This window comes from Rhodohalobacter mucosus (assembly GCF_003150675.1).
In the GTDB taxonomy this organism is placed as follows: domain Bacteria; phylum Bacteroidota; class Rhodothermia; order Balneolales; family Balneolaceae; genus Rhodohalobacter; species Rhodohalobacter mucosus.
This window is the reverse complement of the sequence record NZ_QGGB01000008.1, coordinates 242,042-261,098: the sequence shown is the minus strand read 5'-3', so window position 1 is coordinate 261,098 and position 19,057 is coordinate 242,042. Positions and strand designations below refer to the sequence as shown.

Below are 19,057 nucleotides of genomic sequence, written 5' to 3'. Positions count from 1 at the left end.
TAAGTACACTACTATAGTGAATGTATTCGGATGCTGTAACTATTATTCAGAAACAGCATCTTTGATTCTGTTGAAGATTTCATCCACACTGCCGACACCGTCAATTTTCTGCACGGCTCCCTTCTCTTCGTAGTAATCCATAACGGGCTTGGTTTCATTGCGATAAACCTGGAGCCTGGTTTTTACTTTTTCCGGGGTGTCGTCGCTTCTGCCTTCACCGCGGTTCAAAATACGGCTGATTAGCTCTTCTTCCGGTACTTCAAGCGTGATGAATGCATCGATCTGCTTGTCATTTTTTTCCAGATAGCTATCCAGTTCTTTTGCCTGTGCAACCGTTCTGGGAAAGCCATCCAGTATTACGCCATTGTCATACATAGGTTTGTCGAGCTCACTGGCAACCAGTTCAACCACGGTTTCATCCGGCACCAGATTCCCCGAATCCATGATGGATTTAACCTTCTTTCCAAGAGGGGTTTCATTTTTAATGTTCTCCCTGAAGATATTGCCTGTTGACAGATGGGGAAGATTAAAATTAGAAGATATTTTTTCAGCCTGTGTTCCTTTTCCGGCTCCCGGCGGGCCAAATAAGATAATATTCATCATTCCTGAAATTGGTTTTCAGATAGTGTTTTCGTACCTCAGTTTGTAAGTAAACAGAATCGTGTGAATCTGAGGTGAATTGACAAAAAGCAGATTAGATCCGGACATTCATCATCACCACAGAACAAAAAAAGCGATGTCTGAACGATCACCGCTTTTCAGGAGATTACTCCTTGTCCTTATTCTGATTCTTATTGATAGAATCCTTTTCACGAATTCTGGCTGATTTACCACGCCGCTCTCGGAGATAAAAGAGCTTCGAGCGCCGGACACGGCCTCTTTTCTTCACATCAATTTTGGCAATAAATGGTGAATAGAGGGGGAAAATTCTTTCAACGCCCACACTTCCGGACATTTTACGAACGATAAACGTTTTATTGGCTCCACTTCCGCGCTCATTAATAACAACGCCTTCGTATTGCTGAATACGTTCCTTCTCCCCTTCACGAACACGGTAATGAACATTTACAGTGTCGCCGGCATTAAACTCCGGTATGTCGTCGCGTACAACGGTCTGTTCTACTAATTTTAGTTTGTCCATGATTTTGTCCTCGTTACTGGGCTTTAGTTTTTCTTTTTAAATTTTTTGTATAAATCGGGTCTTCGTTCCCTGGTTCGCTCAATTGCCATATCTGAACGCCATGTTTCAATTTTTTTATGATCCCCTGAGAGCAACACATCCGGTACTGCGGCCCCTTTAAACACAGACGGCCTTGTATAAACAGGCGGTTCCAGGAGGTCATCCTGAAACGAATCCGTCAATGCGCTCTCCGCATCTCCCAGCGATCCCGGGATCAGGCGAACAACGGCATCGGTAATAACCAGTGCGGGAAGTTCACCTCCGGAAAGCACTACATCGCCGACAGAAAATTCGCGGGTTATCAGCATATCCCTGACGCGCTGATCCACTCCTTTATAGTGTCCGCAAAGAATAATGATATTCTTTTTGACGGATAGTTCGTTCGCGTGCTGCTGTTTAAAAGGAACCCCGTCTGCGGCAGTAAAAATGATCTCATCGTAACTTCTTTCCGACATCAGTTTTTCTATGCACGAAAAAATGGGTTGCGGTGATAAAACCATTCCCGCTCCGCCACCGTAGGGATAATCATCGATCTTATGGTGCTTGTCGTCAGAATACTCGCGTAAATCATGAATAAAGATTTCCGTAAGCTTCTTCTCCCTGGCCCTGGCCACTATGCTATGCTCCAGCGGACTCCTGAGGAGCTCGGGTACACCGGAAATGATATCTATCCGCAGCATAGAGGGTTAGATCAGTTGGTTAAGGTTTTTGCAATAGATTGCACCTTCTTCATGGTCAGCGCTTTCTACGTACTCGTCTACATATGGAACCAGGAGTGCACCTGATTCAACACGCATTTCGAGAATGGGATGCGCGGGGTTGTCGAGTACATCCAGAACTTCACCCCATCTTTTCCCATTGCAAAACACCGCATAGCCTGTAAGATCTGCATCAGCGGTACCCTCCTGCTCAGTCACAACGGATTCCAGTTCAGACCGATCTGCATAGAGGGCTTTGTCCATCGCCTCTTCCGCATCACTTCGTGTGGTGATCATATCAAATTTTACAAAGAACAATACTTGCTTCTGCTTGTTTTCAGTCCGGTAATTAATCAGACGAACCGGAACCATATCAGACCGGCGGTTTTTCATGTAAAAAATCGAAACCTGGTCAAACAGGCCGGGATCAAACAGTTTGTTCGGAAAGAAACGGATTTCACCCTGAAGTCCGTGAGCCTTTCCGAGCCGGCCGATTTCCGTGAACCGGTTATCTGCCGAAGGTTTCATTGCCGGCCGTATTTATCATATTCAGTGTTAATCTTCAGCCTGTTTAGCTTCCCATGCACGCTGCACAGTTACCCGTTCCTCATCTTCAGGAACAAATCCTTTCAGCTCATCAATGGGCGTGTTCTTAATGTGATCTATGGCCTCATTGGCATTCATATCGGTTGAAAGAGAGGCAGGAGCTTTTTCCTCCTCTTCCTCTTTCTCTTCAGCCTCCTCTTCAGGTGCAGCTTCGGCCTGGGTTTCATCAGGCGTCTCTTCCTCTGCAGCTTCCGGTTGCTCTTCTGAGGTTTCGGTTTCTTCTGCGACGTCTTGCTCCTCGGGCTGTGCTTCAGCTTCAGGTTTTTTGGACTCTTCAGCCTTGGCTTCCTCCTCTTCTGCTTCATCAGAGGTTGCTTCCTCTTCAGCCGCTGCTTTTTCTTCTTCCGCTTCTTCGGGAGCAGCTGCTTTTTCAGTTTCTTCTTCCGGAGCGGTTTCCGCTTCAGTTTCAGATGCTTCAGCAGCTTCAGGGGCCTCTTCAGCCTGTTCGGCTTTTTGGGCTTCTGCTTCCTCTTCGGCCTTGGCTTTGGCTTCTTCCTCTTTTTTCTTTTCAAGCTCTTTAGCGGCAGCTGCAGCTTTCTCTTCAAGCTGTTTCTTATACTCTTTCTCTTCCGCTTTCAGCAGCTCTTTTTGCTGCGTTTTTCTGCTTACATCTTTCTCTGATTCACGGGCTGTACGCTGTGATCTCCACTCCTCAAGGGCGGCTTCAATTTCTTCTTCGCTTTTACCCCAGCGCATCAGATGTACTTTATAGAGTATCCCTTCTTTTTGAAGGATATTCCGTACAGTATTGCTCGGCTGGGCGCCAATGCGGAGCCAGTGGATAACCCGGTCTTCGTCGTATGTAAGCTGCTTGTTTTCGCTCACATTGTCGAAACGGCCAAGTTGTTCAATAATCCGGCCATCTCTTGGCGACCGGCTGTCTGCCACCACAATGTGGTAGAATGGCCTCTTTTTTCTTCCTTTTCGCTGTAATCTTAATTTAATCAATGATGTACTCCTTGTAAGGTTTGTTTACGTATAATTTTTATCGCCCAAAAGGCAGGTTCTTCAGGCCTTGCATGGCACGGCCCGCTTTATTCATTTTTGACATTGTCTTCATCATCTTCTTCATCTGGTCAAACTGCTTCATCAGTTCGTTTATTTCCCGAACCGTAGTGCCGGAACCTTTTGAAATTCTCCTTCTGCGGCTTCCGTTAAGCAGTGACGGATCCTCGCGTTCTTCAGGTGTCATAGAGCTGATTATCGCTTCAATGGGCTTAAAAGAATCTTCGTCAAAATCAGCGTCCTGAAGAGCTTTATCTGCACCGGGAATCATACCGACCAGATCGGCAACATTTCCCATTTTCTTGATCTTCTGAATCTGTTCGTAGAAATCATTCAGATCAAACTTGTCGGACTTTATCTTTTTCTGGAGCTTTTCAGCCTGTTGTTCATCAAACTCTTTCTGAGCCTTTTCAACCAGAGAAACTACATCGCCCATGCCGAGAATTCGCTGAGCCAGACGATCGGGATAAAATGGAGAGAGAGCATCCAGCTTTTCACCCGTGCTCATGAATTTAATCGGCTTTTCAACAACGGAACGGATAGAGAGTGCAGCTCCTCCCCGGGTGTCTCCATCCATCTTTGTCAGCACAACACCGTCAAAATCGATCGTTTCATTAAATGCTTTCGCTGTGTTTACCGCATCCTGGCCGGTCATAGCATCTACAACAAACAGTATTTCGTGCGGGTTGACGGCTTTTTTGATTTCCGCCACTTCATTCATCATCTGCTCGTCTACATGCATACGGCCTGCCGTATCGATAATTACTGTATCGAGAGCCAGGCTTTTTGCCATGGAAACGGCTTCCCTGGCAACGCGGACCGGGTCTTTTTGTTCGATGGAATAAACCGGGACCCCGATATCGTCGGCCAGCGTTTTAAGCTGATTGATGGCGGCCGGCCGATAGACGTCAGCGGCGGCCAGAATGGGATTTCTGTTATTTTCAGTTTTTAGATATCGTGCAAGCTTTCCGGAAAAAGTTGTTTTACCCGAACCCTGAAGACCGGCAATCAAAATAACGGTGGGCGGCGTATTTGCAACAGCGATATCGGACCGGGTTTCACCGAGAATCTGCACCATTTCGTCATAAACGATTTTGGTAAACTGCTGTCCCGGGTTGACGCTGGTGAGTACGCCGGAACCCATCACTTTCTCTTTAATATTGTTGGTGAACTCCCTGGCAACATCGAGGTTCACATCTGCATCGAGGAGAGCGCGCCGTATTTCCCGAACGGTTTCGGCTATATTAACATCAGTGATCCTGGACTGACCCTTCAGGGTCTGAACGGCTGATTCTATTTTAGAAGACAAATCTTCAAACATTACACAGTCGTTAGAGTAAATAAATAAAGAAGTTCAGCATCGTTTGATGCAGAGTCTCAAAAGGTAAGCACATCCCCTTCAATTATCAACATTCGGAATGAATATTTTTATATATACTCCCCGCCATATAGACTGCCTTCAAATGGAGCATTTACGCAGATTATGAAGAGTAATTCCGATAGATTTTCACAGGTTATCCACGGACAGTGAATACAACCGGGCCGAAAAGTATCAGTCATTGACGTGTACAGCAGGATGAAAAGGAAAATCCGGGATTCTTTTTCACGACTTCAGATTTGTTATCTTCTGCTTGATAAACGAATCTCAAAATTTTGAACGGACTGACTACAATGACTGAAACCGGATATGGACTCTTAAAGGGAAAAAAGGGAATAATCTTTGGTGCTTTGGATGAGCGCAGCATTGCATGGCGTATTGCCCTCGCATGTAAGCGTGAAGGAGCTGATTTCGTTTTGTCGAATGCACCGATAGCCCTTAGGCTGGGAACGCTGAATGCTCTTTCAGAAGAAACGGACGCACCGATTATCCCCTGTGATGTGAGCAAGGAGGATGAGGTGGACGAGCTGATGAAAAAAACAAAAGAAGAGCTGGGAGGGGTCGACTTCATTCTCCACGCTATCGGGATGTCGCCAAATATCAGGAAAAAGAAAGAGTACAATGATCTTAACTACAACTGGCTGAACCAGACCCTTGATATATCCGCGATCTCACTTCACAAGGTTTTGAACTACGCTGAAAAGAACGGGGTACTTAACGAGGGCGCCAGTGTGGTTGCGCTGTCATATATCGGTGCCCAGCGGATCTTCTCCAAATATTCCGATATGAACGATGCAAAAGCACTTCTTGAAAGTATAGCAAGAAATTATGGCAGCCGTCTTGCAAAACGCGGCATTCGTGTAAATACAGTATCACAGGCTCCGACAAAAACCTCCGCCGGTACGGGGATCAAGGGTTTTGACGGTATGTATACGTTTGCAGAGAAACTGGCTCCGCTTGGAAATCCATCCGCCGACGAGTGTGCTGATTACTGCGTCACCCTCTTTTCGGACCTGACCCGTAAAGTGACGATGCAGAACCTGTATCACGATGGCGGGTTTGTAACCTCCGGGATTTCAGAAGAGATGATTGATGACCTTGCAAAAATTTATGCAGAGGGCAGCGAATAACCCGGTACTCCGGCCACTTTAAGTAATCTTTTTCATATATACAGCTACAGCATCATGGCTTTCAGAATACTCGGCATCGATCCAGGTTCTCGCACTACAGGATATGCCATCCTGGTAGAGGAGAACGGGGCCTATTCGGCAGAGATATGTGATGTGCTGCGCATGGAGAAGATGAGTGATCATAACGACCGTCTGCAGTTTATTTTTGATGAGATAACGCGGCTTGTTAAAGAACACAAGCCGAACCAGTGTGCCGTTGAAACACCCGTATATGGTGTAGATCCGCTTGCAATGCTAAAGCTGGGCCGGGCTCAGGCTGCAGCCATTCTTGCCATTACCAATCAAAAAATTCCGGTTTCAGAGTACTATCCCAAAGCGGTCAAAAAAGCGATAACAGGCAATGGAAACGCAAGTAAAAAGCAGGTAGCCTATATGCTCGAAAAAATGATGGCTCTTCCCGACCGGAATCTTTCGGCTGATGCAACAGATGCTCTTGCTGTAGCCTGGTGTCATCACACCAACTCGAACAAGATTTCGTCCGAAAAAGGATCCAAAAAAATGCACCAAAACAACAGCAAGTCCAGCTGGTCGGCGTTCGTGCAAAATAATCCCGGCCGCGTAAAAGAGCATTAAAGAAAGAAAAAGTTCAGTTCGAAGGGGTGTTCGAACCCTCTATAAATAACTCATTTTGCATAAGGGCAGATAATTGATGATTGCATTTTTAAACGGCATACTCCACAGCAAGAATGAAGGTGAACTGATTATCGATGTGAGTGGAACGGGCTACCGTGTAGAGATTTCAAACCAAACCCTGGGAACCCTGCCGGAACCCGGAAAAGAACTCAAAATTCTGATATATCACCACTTCACTGATAGTGATCAGAGGCTTTTCGGATTTGCCACGGCAAAGGAGAAGAATCTGTTCGAAAAGCTGATCACCGTAAAGGGAATTGGTCCCAAGCTGGGGCTTACCATTCTTTCGGGTATGCCGGCCGCGGGTCTTATGGAGGCGATTGTAACACAGAACACCGCATCCCTATCAGGCATATCGGGTATCGGTAAAAAAACAGCGGAGAGAATGGTTCTGGAACTGAAGGATAAGCTGTTTGATGAATCCGGCCCGTCTGTGGTTACCGGGTCAATGCAGTCAAGAAGCAAGCGTGAAGAGGCGGTTTCCGCCCTCGAAGCGCTGGGTTTCAGAAAAAGGGATGCAGAGCAGGCAGTTCAGCAAATTATGGCTGGAGGCCCTGACCTTACGATATCGGAGGTTGTTAAACAGGCGCTTGCCCAAATGAACAGGTAATAGTTTCTTAACAAAAGCTTTGTATCATTAAACGGAGAACAGCACAACGTTTTCCGGCGCAGGGAATAGTAAACCAATCATCATAGATTTGTCCAAAAAAACCATTCTAGTCGTTGACGATGAACAGGATCTTCTGGATCTGATTGAATATAACCTTAAAAAAGAGGGATATAACGTAATTAAGGCCGAAAACGGCCTGGAGGGCATTAAAGCAGCCAGAGAGCACCACCCAAATCTGGTTCTCCTTGATATCATGATGCCTAAAATGGATGGCATTGAGACATGCGAACATCTGCGAGCCGACCCTGAACTGAAGCACATACCCATTATTTTTCTCACTGCCCGGAGCGATGAAAAAACAGAGATTGAAGGGCTCGACAAGGGGGCAGACGATTTTATTACCAAACCGATCAGCACCACTAAACTTCTGTCCAGAATTAACGCGGTTATGAGGCGTTTTGAGGAGACCGAAGAGGAAGAGCAGGTTCTGGACGTTCACGATCTGAAAATTGATAAGGAACGCTATATTGTGACCCGTGGCGACGAAGAGTTTCAGCTGCCGAGAAAAGAGTTCGAACTTCTCTATTATCTGGCCAGCCGAAAAGGAAAAGTTCGCGACCGCCAAACCCTTCTAAACAAAGTGTGGGGTGACAATATCTATGTTGTTGACCGCACAGTGGATGTTCACGTGAGAAAAATCAGGGAAAAGCTTGGAGATCACTATATTGAAACAGTAAAGGGCGTTGGCTACCGCTTTAAAGACTAACACGTTTACGTTTCATTGAAGAAGAGATTTATATCGGTTATTTCACTGCGAACCGCTGCATACTCTGCTGCAGCCATCTCTGTTTTCCTTGCCGCCGTTCTGCACTATGGCGTAAACAGTTCAAGGAGTGAACTGATTCTGCTTTCAGGCTCTGTTTTTCTCATTTCTTTCCTTGTGATCTACGCTGTGTCGGCCGGACTCCACAATCGCCGCATGAGGGCTATCAACGAAGTGGTAAAGAATATCTCCAGGAAAAAATTTAAAGAGTACGACTGGGTGAACGGTAAAAACCGGGATGAGCTTGATTTTATTCTGCTGCAGACCATCCGGGCCAGCACGATGGTTGAAAAGGAGATTATCCGCCTCAACAAGATTGAAAATTACAGAAAAGAATTTATAGGCGATATTTCCCATGAGCTTAAAACACCGATTTTCGCTATCCAGGGCTTCATTGAAACCCTTTTGAACGGGGCCATACACGACAAGGAAGTGAATGAGGTTTTTTTGAAAAAAGCGATGCGCAACGTAAACCGGCTCATCTACCTCACCAAGGATCTTATGGAAATTTCGCGACTTGAGACCGGTGAGATGAAATCCAACTTTCAGGAGATGTATCTGCGGGATGTTGTACTGGATGTGGTGGAAAGCCTCCAGTACAAAGCCCAGAAAGAAAATGTGGAGATTATTGTAAAGGATTTTGATAAAAATCTGCAGGTACGGGCTGACCGCAACCAGATAAAGCAGGTGCTGATCAATCTGATCGAAAACGGAATCAAATATAACCGCGAGGGGGGCCACGTAGAAGTGGGTATCAGGGATAAACAGGGCAGCAAGGAGAAAATATGGCTCTATATCACGGATACCGGAATCGGAATCGATAGCAAGGACATCGCAAGGGTAACCGAACGGTTTTTCAGGGTAGATAAATCAAGATCCAGGGAAAAAGGAGGAACCGGGCTTGGGCTGTCCATCGTTAAACATATTATTGAAGCCCACGGTGAAGAGCTTAAAATCGAAAGCCGGCCCGACAGCGGCTCTACCTTCAGTTTTTCACTGACTCAAGTATCACACGTTTCGGTTTAGATATCATTTCTCTACTTTCACACCTTGATTCGACGTGCAACAGTGTATGAAATGGTTTCGCACAGGCATTCCGGTAACTGAGAAACAACACCAGTGATCCGGAAAACCACGGCACAATAAAATCCAAACTGTAAAAAGAATATGATATGACCTACGCCGTAATTATGGCCGGCGGATCCGGCACCCGTTTTTGGCCTAAAAGTACGCAGTCTCTTCCCAAGCAGTTTCTGAACCTGTTCGGAGATCAGACCATGATTCAGGATACGGTTTCCCGTCTTGAAGGCGCCATCGGACCTGAAAGCGTAGTGGTGGTCACAAATGATGACTACACATCTATTGTGGAAGAACAGCTACCCGAAGTAAATGAAAAGTTTATCATAGGAGAGCCCGTTGCGCGAAATACCGCTCCGTGTGTTGCTGCTGCTGCCGCAATACTGCATAATGAAGACCCTGACTCTGTGATGGTTGTACTGCCGGCAGATCATGTGATAGGCAAACCGACCGGTTTCAGGCGTGTGCTGGATCTCGCTGTTGAAACGGCCCGGTCAGAAAATTCCCTGGTTACCATCGGCATCAAGCCGAACCGTCCGGAAACCGGTTATGGGTACATCCGCTTCGACGCAGATCGCGTAAATGGACCTGATAACGAGGACGTATATAGCGTAAAAAATTTCACGGAGAAACCTGACAAGGAAACAGCAGAGCAATTTTTGTCGTCCGGCGATTATTTATGGAACAGCGGTATGTTTATATGGAAAACATCAGCGATTCTGGAGGCCATCAAAGAGTACCTTCCCGAGATCTTTATTCTCACGGAGGAGCTTATGATGTCGGACTGCAGCAAGGAGGATCTGGACGAATTTTACACGGCATGCCCATCCATATCCATTGACTACGGAATAATGGAAAAAGCAGAAAAAGTTCACGTTGTGCCGGGCGATTTTGAATGGAATGATGTAGGAAGCTGGACAGCGGTTCACGAACTCTCGCCGAAAGATGAAAATGGTAATGCTGCAGGCGGTGCACTGACCAGTATTCAGGACTCTGTCAATAATCTCATACATACCCAAAGCAATAAACTGATCGCTTTGGTTGGGGTAGAAAACCTGGCCGTGGTGGAGACGGACAATGCCATTCTGGTAGTAAACCTGAAAGAGGCACAGGGAGTTAAAAAAGTGGTGGAAGACCTGCGGAATAATCCTGACAGAGAGCGATTTCTGTAAATTTTCAGAGCCCTGCAGAAAGAACAGAAGCTTTGGTCAGATTGTTATTTCAAGCTGGTCGTAGGCCAATTGTACGTGAGGGGGGAGGCGACGGTTAGATTCCTCATGGTCAACATACGAATTCATGTGAATCAGATAGGTTTCCGGTATTTCCAGTTCCGTGGCTATTTCCACGGCTTCGGGAATGGTTAAATGGGTTGGGTGACCCGGCTCCCATCGGAGCCCGCTCAGAACCATTACCCTGCTCCCCCGTACTTTTTCGCGCGTTTCATCCGGAATGGATTTAACGTCTGTAAGGTAGGAAAAGTCGTTCAGCCGGAAACCCAAGACCTGAGTGGCACCGTGACTGTAAGGCAGCGGTGTGATTCGGATGTCGCGGAAACGGGTGCTTTCGGTCAGTTCCGACATTTCCACAGATGTAGATCCGGGATACTTGTTTTCACCGAACATATAGTCAAACCGGTTTTCAATTGAACGGATTGCACGCCCTGAGCTAAAAAGCGGAATAGGTGCTTTTTGAGCGTAGTTAAACGACCTGAGGTCATCGAGACCCGCAATATGATCCATGTGCTCATGGGTAATCAGCACAAGATCAATCCGGTTCACATTGCTTCGAAGCGTCTGGATTCGAAATTCAGGCCCGGTATCTATGACAACAGAGCTCTGTTCGGTCTGAACCCATGCCGAGCAGCGGGTACGCTGATTCCTGGGATCTCCCTTGATCATCTCTTTCCCGAAACCGCCTGCAACGGGCACTCCCATGGATGTTCCGGTCCCCAAAAACGTAACCTTCATAACATGTCGCTTTCTGCAGAGTCGCCGGCTGTCTCAAACCTGTCGATTCTGTCCCATAACTCTTCCAGTTTTTTCCGCACAGCGGGTTTGATGTAGGTATCGTCTGTACCGCTGTTTTTGAGAACCTTGGCGAGTATGGCTGCCTGAGATTCAAGGGGACGGTTTTTGTTGACTACAATCAGCTTGTCGCCTTCGATCACGCACTGATCCCCCCTGAACGTACCGCGCTCTTTACGGATAGTGTATCCGTACTTTTCACAAAGCGACTCCAGTTCAAGTATCAGTTTTTCCGTTTTCATAGAATATTTTTTAAAAGGCAATACCCAGCGTAAATGAGTGGCTTGTAAAGTCGTAATCGTTAAGCTCCTCTTCAACATCATACCTTCGAAAGTCGAAATGATAACCCAGAGCCAGAGACCGGCGCCCAATCACATTGCGGATAACCAGGTAGCTTTTGCCGTCGAAACGAAACAGGCTGCCGCCAAAAAGGTTGCCCTGTGAGAAACTGAAGCCGTAATTTGGCGTTGCGCGAAGGGTAAAATCAATCCGGTCACCGACCCGAAACGATGACCCTATGCCTGAACCGATAATAAATGAGCTTTGCTGAAACTCAAACCGCGTATTTGCACGCCGTACACGCAATAGGTCGGTCGATATCTGAACAGGAAGAAATACGTTCATGTTCTCTTTTCTGTAGATATAGAACTGATTCAGTATTCTGGCGCTGACGTTGGTAAACGTTGTTTCATCCATTCCGGTCAGTTCTCCGCCCATGCCCAGCGAAAGCTCAAGGCCGGGAGTTTCGAGGCGAAGACGCAAAATGGAATCATCAAAATCAACCCGTTCAGAGACCGGTACACCATTTCCCTGGAAGCTGAATGAAGCCGGTTCCCAGCTGAAGCCTGCGATGGTATAAATGCCGGGAGCATTTGGCCTCTGCTCTGTTGACTGATCCCCAATGGAGAACATCTGGGCATTTGCAGCGCCGGGCAGAAAAAACATGGATAACGTTAAAAAAAGTACGGAAATTAAAAGGCCGGATACAGGTGAATTGCTGTTCATTATGGAATGGTGTTGCGAAAAATTAAGTTAACTCGTCAAAATAAACCGATAAGGATATGAAAACAATAATACTGCTGCTAACGCTCGCATCTTTTATGATAACGGACTCACTGCACATGAAAACCATTTACGAGTATCAGGTAAACACAATTGAGGGTGAAAATATTTTACTGAAAGAATATGAAAACGATGTCATTCTGATTGTGAATACGGCATCCAGGTGCGGCTACACTCCCCAGTATGAAGGGCTTCAGACACTTTATGAGACGTACAGTGACGAAGGATTAACGATTCTGGGTTTTCCGGCGAACAATTTTGGCGGACAGGAACCGGGTACGAATGAGGAGATTGCAGAGTTTTGCCAGCTCAATTATGGAGTTACCTTTCCAATGTTTGAGAAAGTATCAGTAAGGGGAGACGACATTCATCCGCTGTTCAGCGATCTCACAACCACGGAGAATCCCGACTTTACAGGAGACATCGGATGGAATTTTGAAAAATTTTTGGTTGATCGGAACGGAAATCTTGTAAGAAGGTTTAAGAGTAATGTAGCACCTGAAAGCGAAGAACTGATAAGTGCTGTTGAAGCCCTGCTGAAATAAATAGTCAGGGCACATTTAGAAAAAATTTCAACATCTTACATACATCCCATCACCATCCCGATAAAAGGGCTGCAGTTGATCCTGCGGCCCTTTTTTTACCATCCTTTATAAGGAATTTTAGATAGTGACTCTCCGGTTGAGTTATCTAAATATCTACTCAAAATGTACCTAGCAGCTTGTCTCGATTCTGAGTCATTTTGAGGTGTCGGCCCAGCAACTAATTTGATTAGGTTTTTAGTTTTGGGATTCAGATTTGAAAGCAACTTAAAAGTACAATATGGAATAATGCCACTTTTACCTTTACGAAACCTTATCTTCTTCTCATCTGTGGATAATGGTGAAATTAACCTCCATTCAGATTCGATTTTAAAGGCCTTGTTTTTGATTGCCCCGCTTATAGCTAATAAGTTTAACTGAAAATTGGACGCAACTTTTTCAGTTAATTCATCTTGCTCCTTTAAAGATATATTTTGCTTTAAGCCATCTTTAAAATCAATAAGCATTGAATCTATAATTTCCTTGACTACTTGATTCTTAGTGACGTCATCATAAATACATTTAATAAACATCCAACCTTGCTCTTTTGCCTGAGCACTTAGTTGGAGGCTTGGTATGCCCAAAGCATAACCACCACCGGAAGGAGGACAGTATGCCCTCCATTGTGATAAAGAGTCGTCGTCTTCAGAAAAAGAACATACATAGGTATGGCTAGCCACTTCATTTATGTTATCAAGCATCGACTTGAATAGTGACTTTTCTTTATGATTATTTGAAGATTTATGCAGCTCGAGTAAAATTTTTTGCGCTGCTTCAGTGGCTTCAATTACTTCATTAATATCATTTAAAAACCTAATATTTGTGGCCCAAATTTCTTCAGAATCCAAAATACCGATAAGACCTGTAGAGTCCGTATAGTGAAATAAATGAGAAGGAGAAGGTATTTTTAATCTTTCATTGAGAGTTTGTGATCGTGTTATCATTGTGTAAGCTATTAGTCAATGCACTCTTGATCTGGATTCTAATTAAAAAATCAATCAACTGAATCTTCAAATGATTTAACTTTTAATTCCATTTTCGTCACAGCTTCTGCAACAGTTGGTGCTATAACATCAAATAATAAATTTTCTTCAACTTCTTCACTAGAAAATGAATTTGGATGAATATGTCGTATGAAAAGTTGACGTTTCGAATACTCGATAACAACAAAATTATCTAGAACCATTATCCGTCGAATATACTCATTGTTTTCTCCGAGTGACTCTGGTAATCTATTAAGTAAATCTTCAGCAGTTTCCGCAGTAGCCATTGCTTTGTGGTTTTCTTTATATGTTAATATTCTTCATATCACCCCAATTATCAAGGAAGAATGACTATTTTTAACAAACTTCGTTTATCATTTGATGATAAGAAATGACTTAAAATGGTTACGTGTAACAGTAGGTGATGAAAATCTAGATTAATTATGAGCTTGTAACCAAATCAAATCCTCGGGACGACCTTCTGCATGACAGGTCTCAGAAATAGAAAAAGCCACCCATCAAATGATGAATGGCTTCATTAAGCGATCCGGACGAGATTTCCCGAAGCCTCGGGACGGCCTCCTGCATGACAGGTCTCAAAATAGAAAAAGCCATCCATCAAATGATGAATGGCTTCATTAAGCGATCCGGACGAGATTTCCCGAAGCCTCGGGACGGCCTCCTGTATGACAGGTCTCAGAAATAGAAAAAGCCACCCATCAAACGATGAGCGGCTTTTGATAAGCGATCCGGACGAGATTTCCCGAAGCCTCGGGACGGCCTCCTGTATGACAGGTCTCAGAAATAGAAAAAGCCACCCATCAAACGATGTATGGCTTCATTAAGCGATCCGGACGAGATTTCCCGAAGTCTCGGGACGGCCTCCTTCATGACAGGTCTCGGAAATAGAAAAAGCCACCCATCAAACGATGTATGGCTTCATTAAGCGATCCGGACGAGATTTCCCGAAGCCTCGGGACGGCCTCCTGCATGACAGGTCTCATAAAAACAAAAAAAGGCTGCTATTACTAGCAACCTTTTATCTGCGATCCGGACGAGATTCGAACTCGCGACCTCCTGCGTGACAGGCAGGCGTTCTAACCAGCTGAACTACCGGACCAATTTTTTGACAGATTTAAATATAGTGAGCCTTGCAACAGGAAGTCAAGAGAGACGGGAAGAAAAGGGATTTTATTCCATTCCCAGGTTGAATCGTTCTCTCAGCTCCTGAACATATATGCCAATATCGTTGCGTATGTCGAATAGCCTTCCGTGAAACCGTGAGTAAACGGCTTTAACGATGAACGGTTCCCGTTTCATATTTTGGAGGTAATCGAGCGCCTCATTTGCACTGTAGAGCGCTTTTTTCGTGTAGGCAATGTTCCCGCCCAGCACATCCTGTTCAAAACCGAAGGAGTATCCGCCGGCCAGTTTAGCCGTAATTTTCAGCACATTGCTTACAAATTCATGAACCTGGCGAGTCTGCAGATTATCGGGTATGGTCTCGGCCCATTTAAGCACATCCACGGCCAGCGCACGGGCGTTCTGATATACGATCAGGTTTTCAATAGAGCCGTAATCGGAGAGCGTAAAGTCTTCACTGAGTTCTTTCCACTCTTCGCCATAGTCAAAATCGTCATCATCATCGTCTTCGCCATCCGTGAAGGGAAATGTGTCATCCTGAAAAAAGAAATCATCGTCATCCCAGTCGTCCTCATCTTCCCAATCGTCTTCGTCCTCTGGAAAATAGGCTTCATCAAGAAGCAGCTCTTCTTCTATAAATGCTTCAACAGCATCCAGTTCATCCAGGCTTTCCTGAAGAAGGGTTATCCAGCGCGGCTTATTTCCCTTGGGATCTGAAGTAATAAATCGACGGAGTTGCTCGCTACGTTTCTCGATCTCGTTCAGGTGAGACTCCCATTGATGTTCATTCCAAACGGGGCCGTCATCAAAATCGTCAAAGCTCATTCACTGATGTGCTAAGGAATTACAGGTTACAGTATTTAAACAAAACTGCAATTTAAATACAAGGCAAAATTACGACTTTTATAAATAAAAGTCTCTTCTGCCGGTATGCCATTTATAACGGGCAGCGTTATAAATTTGGTACAATGGTCAGTTCTTTTTTTGGCGTCAGAGTTTCTCCAGCAACCGGACAATGACGCGGGTCATTTTGGGTTCAGCGATGGCTGCAGCTTCCAGAACATCTTCAATTCTCACCGGTTCGAGAGCATCCGGAAAGCACTCGTCCGTAATCGCGGAAATTCCCAGGACTTCCATGCCCATGTGAATAGCAGCGATCACTTCGGGTACGGTACTCATTCCAACCGCGTCGGCACCGATAAGCCGCAAATACCTGTATTCGGCCCGGGTTTCGAGCATAGGTCCGGCTACGGCCGCATAGATGCCTTCATGCATCCGAATGGCTTCTTCAAGCGCAACGGTCTGCGCGATTTCAACGAGCCGTTCCGTGTAGGGTTCGCTCATGTCAGGAAACCGCGGCCCGAGCTCATCATCATTTGGCCCTATCAGTGGGTTGTCGCCCAGAAGATTGATATGGTCGCGGATCAGCATGATATCCCCTTTTCTGTAGTTGGAGTTCATTCCGCCACAGGCGTTGCTCACAATCAGTGACGATGTTCCAGTAGCACGTAAAACCCGCAGCGGAAATACAATTTGCTGCATGGTATAGCCTTCGTAGTAGTGAAATCGCCCCTGCATGGCCACAACTGATTTTCCGCCCAATGTGCCGAAAAGAAGTTTGCCGTGGTGAGATTCGACAGTAGAGACCGGAAAATGAGGAAGATCGTCGTAAGGAATTTCGACCTCCGTATCCATCTCATCTGCCAGCTGCCCCAGGCCTGTACCAAGAATCAGCAGATACTCCGGTTGCAAATCTGTAACCGAGCGAATGTAGTCGATGGCTTCTTTTCGTTTACGTCGAAAAGTTTCGAGAGAGTCGAACGTCATTGGCAGGCGCTAAGAGGTAAAAAGTGAATGGAGACGGCAGAGGTGAGAATCAGTCCAGTTCATCAAGGATGTCATCAAGGCTCTGAGGTGTGTGTTCTTTTTCTTCGATCTCCGGATCTTCTTCGTAGTGGCCGGTTTTATTGTTTTTGGTGAATCGGAACTCAACCTCTTCGGCAGCCTCTTTAGGCAGTGTGAACATAGATGCTTCATCCTTACTGAAGTGCTGAAGCGATTCCTGCGCAATATCAAGATAGGATCGGATGCCGCTGATGATCTCATCACGGCGGTCCAGCAGACGCAGAATGCTTTGCCGTATCTGCTGCCTTTGCTGGCTTGCTTCTCTTATAATGGAGTCGGCCTCTATTTCTGCTTTTTCAATCGTATTCTTTGCTTCTTTGCGGGCACCTGTCAGCTTTTGTTCTGCACTGTCTTTTGCCGTCTGAAGGGTTTCATGGAGGGCTTCCTCAACTCGTTCATAATGGCGCAGCTTATCTTCCATTCTCTGAATTTGGTCCTCCAGCTCACGCATTTTGCCAACCATATGCTCCCATTCGCTCGCTATGAGGTTCAGGTAGGCCTGAACTTCCGCAACATCGTAGCCGCGGAGTGATTTTTCAAATTGCTGCTGTTTAATTTCGAGTGCAGTAAGTTTCATATTCTGAGAACACCTTATTGATTTAACATATTTTTTAATTTACCGCTTTGCTGCCTCTCGCTGTCACCTTCTTCCCTATCCTCAATTTCTATTTCAATTGAGTTTTTTGGTTCCTTCTTTTTTGCGGAGGTGACAGATTTTCTTTCTGTAGCGGGATTTTCATCCGTTACAATGGCTTCCAGGTTTGAAAGCCGGCGATCCGTTTTTTCCTTAAACTCACGAAGAGCCATCAAAAACTCTTTGTTTTCAGAGAGGTTTCCTGATTTACGCTTCATGGCAGTTTTGATAATGCTCCCAACCACTCCCAAAAACGTAATGACGATTGCACTTCCGAAAATAATTGCAAAAAAAGTTATTTCTTCCGGTCCCATATTCAATCACCTTTCATTTTCGCCTTTTTGGCGACAGTTTGTTCATTTTCTGATTTGATGGAATTTGCTTTTTCAAAGTCAATTCTATCATACGAGTCTGAGTGGTAATCCGAGAACGTCTCAGGTGAACCTGCAGCAATCGCTTCCAGATTCTCAATACGCTGCTTCAGTGATGAAACCACATCCCTTAGATCATCAACCTCCTCATCAGTACGATTGTATCTGGACTGCCATTTGAGCTTATTCTTTTGGTAGTCGATGATATAACCACCGATAATAGCAACGAGCGGTATGAGTATCCAAATGAATGAGGACATAAGCAGAATGAGTAACTGAGACTGTTAAAATAGTAAAACCTATCAAAAAAGCACTATTATAACGATCCAATAAATCAATAGTTGCGCTCCCCGAAAATTGCCGTACCAATGCGCACCATGGTTGCCCCTTCACTGATTGCCACCTCGAGATCGTTGGTCATTCCCATGGACAGATGCTGTAGCTGTACGGCAGTGTCATTTTCAAGGTGGCGATGGCGGTCGCGCAAATCTTTCAGAAGCCGGAATTCCGGACGAACCGTCTCGGGATCATCAGCAAAGGTGGCCATTCCCATTAAGCCTCTGACCCGCGTATACCTGAGCTTTTGTGCGTAAGTGAGGATACCTTCCAGTTCCTCCGGTTCACACCCGCTTTTCTGCCCCTCGCCGCTGATATTTACCTGTATCAGGACATTGATGATTCGTTCAATTTCTGAGGCTCGTTTTTCGACCTCTTTAAGGGCCTTTTTTTTGTGAATTGATTCAATCCAGTTCACACGGTGAACCATATATTTAATTTTATTGGTTTGCAGGTTGCCAATAAAATGCCAGACTGCTGACGTATTGCCAATCGACTCCATGCGATCTTCGAGAGCTTTCGCCCTGTTCTCTCCAAAGTGAAACTGACCATGCTGCAGGAGCCGGAGAACATCCTCGTCGGGTTTGGTTTTGCTTACTGCGACTAGAGTGATGGAATCGGGATCCCTGCCGCAATTCTCACAGGCTTTTCGGATTCGGTCTTTAACGGCTTCATATCTTGAAATAATATCTTCACTCATTGTATAGTGATTGGGCTAAGCATTTATGGTTGTCGGATTAGCTTGACTAATAAAAACGAGGAATTCAGCCTGCCGGTTCCAACAACGGCGTACTGAATCCCCGGACACAAACCCTGTG

At 45.5% G+C, this 19,057-nt stretch carries 24 protein-coding genes and 1 tRNA gene; 7 read left to right on the top strand and 18 right to left on the bottom strand.

The window, feature by feature from the left end:
• Positions 1–42: 42 nt before the first annotated feature.
• The 6 genes from DDZ15_RS12290 to ffh form a co-directional block, all read right to left on the bottom strand.
• A complete protein-coding gene (locus DDZ15_RS12290) occupies positions 43–603 on the bottom strand; it encodes an adenylate kinase (protein ID WP_109647395.1) in 561 nt (186 codons plus the stop codon).
• Positions 604–766: 163 nt separating this feature from the next.
• The gene (gene rplS, locus DDZ15_RS12285) at positions 767–1,141 is read right to left on the bottom strand and encodes a 50S ribosomal protein L19 (protein WP_109647394.1); all 375 of its coding nucleotides are present in this window, start codon (positions 1,139–1,141) and stop codon (positions 767–769) included.
• Positions 1,142–1,164: 23 nt separating this feature from the next.
• On the bottom strand, positions 1,165–1,857 hold the full coding sequence (gene trmD, locus DDZ15_RS12280; protein ID WP_109647509.1) for a tRNA (guanosine(37)-N1)-methyltransferase TrmD: 693 nt from the start codon (positions 1,855–1,857) through the stop codon (positions 1,165–1,167).
• A 9-nt stretch (positions 1,858–1,866) separates the two neighbouring features.
• Complete coding sequence (rimM, locus tag DDZ15_RS12275; protein WP_109647393.1) at positions 1,867–2,406, bottom strand: ribosome maturation factor RimM; 540 nt, start codon at positions 2,404–2,406, stop codon at positions 1,867–1,869.
• Positions 2,407–2,433: 27 nt separating this feature from the next.
• Complete coding sequence (gene rpsP, locus DDZ15_RS17040) at positions 2,434–3,432, bottom strand: 30S ribosomal protein S16 (protein ID WP_109647392.1); 999 nt, start codon at positions 3,430–3,432, stop codon at positions 2,434–2,436.
• Positions 3,433–3,469: 37 nt separating this feature from the next.
• A complete protein-coding gene (ffh, locus tag DDZ15_RS12265; RefSeq protein ID WP_109647391.1) occupies positions 3,470–4,810 on the bottom strand; it encodes a signal recognition particle protein in 1,341 nt (446 codons plus the stop codon).
• A 350-nt stretch (positions 4,811–5,160) separates the two neighbouring features.
• Between ffh and DDZ15_RS12260 the strand changes: the two genes are divergently transcribed.
• The 6 genes from DDZ15_RS12260 to DDZ15_RS12235 all read left to right on the top strand — a co-directional run bounded on the left by DDZ15_RS12260 (position 5,161) and on the right by DDZ15_RS12235 (position 10,372).
• A complete protein-coding gene (locus tag DDZ15_RS12260) occupies positions 5,161–5,997 on the top strand; it encodes an enoyl-ACP reductase FabI (RefSeq protein WP_109647390.1) in 837 nt (278 codons plus the stop codon).
• A gap of 54 nt (positions 5,998–6,051) precedes the next feature.
• Positions 6,052–6,630: a crossover junction endodeoxyribonuclease RuvC gene (gene ruvC / locus DDZ15_RS12255; RefSeq protein WP_109647389.1), complete on the top strand. Its 579-nt coding sequence runs from the start codon at positions 6,052–6,054 to the stop codon at positions 6,628–6,630.
• Positions 6,631–6,706: 76 nt separating this feature from the next.
• Positions 6,707–7,300, top strand: a complete 594-nt coding sequence (gene ruvA, locus DDZ15_RS12250) for a Holliday junction branch migration protein RuvA (RefSeq protein ID WP_109647388.1) — start codon at positions 6,707–6,709, stop codon at positions 7,298–7,300.
• An 88-nt stretch (positions 7,301–7,388) separates the two neighbouring features.
• A complete protein-coding gene (locus tag DDZ15_RS12245) occupies positions 7,389–8,066 on the top strand; it encodes a response regulator transcription factor (RefSeq protein ID WP_199222960.1) in 678 nt (225 codons plus the stop codon).
• 15 nt (positions 8,067–8,081) lie between these two features.
• Positions 8,082–9,149 (top strand): sensor histidine kinase, encoded by a 1,068-nt coding sequence (locus tag DDZ15_RS12240; protein WP_242979014.1) that lies wholly within the window; start codon positions 8,082–8,084, stop codon positions 9,147–9,149.
• Positions 9,150–9,295: 146 nt separating this feature from the next.
• Positions 9,296–10,372 (top strand): mannose-1-phosphate guanylyltransferase, encoded by a 1,077-nt coding sequence (locus tag DDZ15_RS12235; protein ID WP_109647386.1) that lies wholly within the window; start codon positions 9,296–9,298, stop codon positions 10,370–10,372.
• Between the two features lie 36 nt (positions 10,373–10,408).
• Here DDZ15_RS12235 and DDZ15_RS12230 read toward each other — a convergent pair whose 3' ends face one another.
• From DDZ15_RS12230 to DDZ15_RS12220, 3 genes are read right to left on the bottom strand one after another with little or no spacing between them, the layout of a single operon-like run.
• Complete coding sequence (locus DDZ15_RS12230; RefSeq protein ID WP_109647385.1) at positions 10,409–11,167, bottom strand: MBL fold metallo-hydrolase; 759 nt, start codon at positions 11,165–11,167, stop codon at positions 10,409–10,411.
• Positions 11,164–11,466, bottom strand: a complete 303-nt coding sequence (locus tag DDZ15_RS12225; RefSeq protein WP_109647384.1) for a hypothetical protein — start codon at positions 11,464–11,466, stop codon at positions 11,164–11,166. The genes DDZ15_RS12230 and DDZ15_RS12225 overlap by 4 nt, the downstream gene beginning before the upstream one ends.
• Before the next feature lie 10 nt (positions 11,467–11,476).
• A complete protein-coding gene (locus DDZ15_RS12220) occupies positions 11,477–12,229 on the bottom strand; it encodes a hypothetical protein (protein WP_109647383.1) in 753 nt (250 codons plus the stop codon).
• A gap of 56 nt (positions 12,230–12,285) precedes the next feature.
• On the opposite strand from DDZ15_RS12220, the gene DDZ15_RS12215 reads away from it, so the two are divergent.
• Positions 12,286–12,831 (top strand): glutathione peroxidase, encoded by a 546-nt coding sequence (locus DDZ15_RS12215; protein ID WP_109647382.1) that lies wholly within the window; start codon positions 12,286–12,288, stop codon positions 12,829–12,831.
• A 95-nt stretch (positions 12,832–12,926) separates the two neighbouring features.
• Here the strand turns inward: DDZ15_RS12215 and DDZ15_RS12210 are convergent, their stop codons facing one another.
• The 9 genes from DDZ15_RS12210 to DDZ15_RS12170 form a co-directional block, all read right to left on the bottom strand.
• The gene (locus DDZ15_RS12210) at positions 12,927–13,811 is read right to left on the bottom strand and encodes a DUF2971 domain-containing protein (protein ID WP_109647381.1); all 885 of its coding nucleotides are present in this window, start codon (positions 13,809–13,811) and stop codon (positions 12,927–12,929) included.
• A 50-nt stretch (positions 13,812–13,861) separates the two neighbouring features.
• Complete coding sequence (locus tag DDZ15_RS12205) at positions 13,862–14,137, bottom strand: hypothetical protein (protein ID WP_109647380.1); 276 nt, start codon at positions 14,135–14,137, stop codon at positions 13,862–13,864.
• A gap of 759 nt (positions 14,138–14,896) precedes the next feature.
• Positions 14,897–14,970: transfer RNA gene (locus DDZ15_RS12200), tRNA-Asp, on the bottom strand.
• Between the two features lie 71 nt (positions 14,971–15,041).
• The gene (locus tag DDZ15_RS12195) at positions 15,042–15,818 is read right to left on the bottom strand and encodes a hypothetical protein (RefSeq protein WP_109647379.1); all 777 of its coding nucleotides are present in this window, start codon (positions 15,816–15,818) and stop codon (positions 15,042–15,044) included.
• A gap of 165 nt (positions 15,819–15,983) precedes the next feature.
• A complete protein-coding gene (locus DDZ15_RS12190; RefSeq protein WP_109647378.1) occupies positions 15,984–16,820 on the bottom strand; it encodes a purine-nucleoside phosphorylase in 837 nt (278 codons plus the stop codon).
• Positions 16,821–16,869: 49 nt separating this feature from the next.
• Positions 16,870–17,475 carry a DivIVA domain-containing protein gene (locus tag DDZ15_RS12185; RefSeq protein WP_109647377.1) on the bottom strand — a complete coding sequence of 202 codons (606 nt, stop codon included), beginning with the start codon at positions 17,473–17,475 and terminating at the stop codon, positions 16,870–16,872.
• Between the two features lie 14 nt (positions 17,476–17,489).
• Positions 17,490–17,846, bottom strand: coding sequence for a hypothetical protein (locus tag DDZ15_RS12180; protein ID WP_109647376.1), 357 nt, complete (start codon positions 17,844–17,846; stop codon positions 17,490–17,492).
• A gap of 2 nt (positions 17,847–17,848) precedes the next feature.
• A complete protein-coding gene (locus tag DDZ15_RS12175; protein WP_109647375.1) occupies positions 17,849–18,163 on the bottom strand; it encodes a hypothetical protein in 315 nt (104 codons plus the stop codon).
• A 74-nt stretch (positions 18,164–18,237) separates the two neighbouring features.
• Positions 18,238–18,939 carry a YggS family pyridoxal phosphate-dependent enzyme gene (locus DDZ15_RS12170; protein WP_109647374.1) on the bottom strand — a complete coding sequence of 234 codons (702 nt, stop codon included), beginning with the start codon at positions 18,937–18,939 and terminating at the stop codon, positions 18,238–18,240.
• Positions 18,940–19,057: the final 118 nt, after the last annotated feature.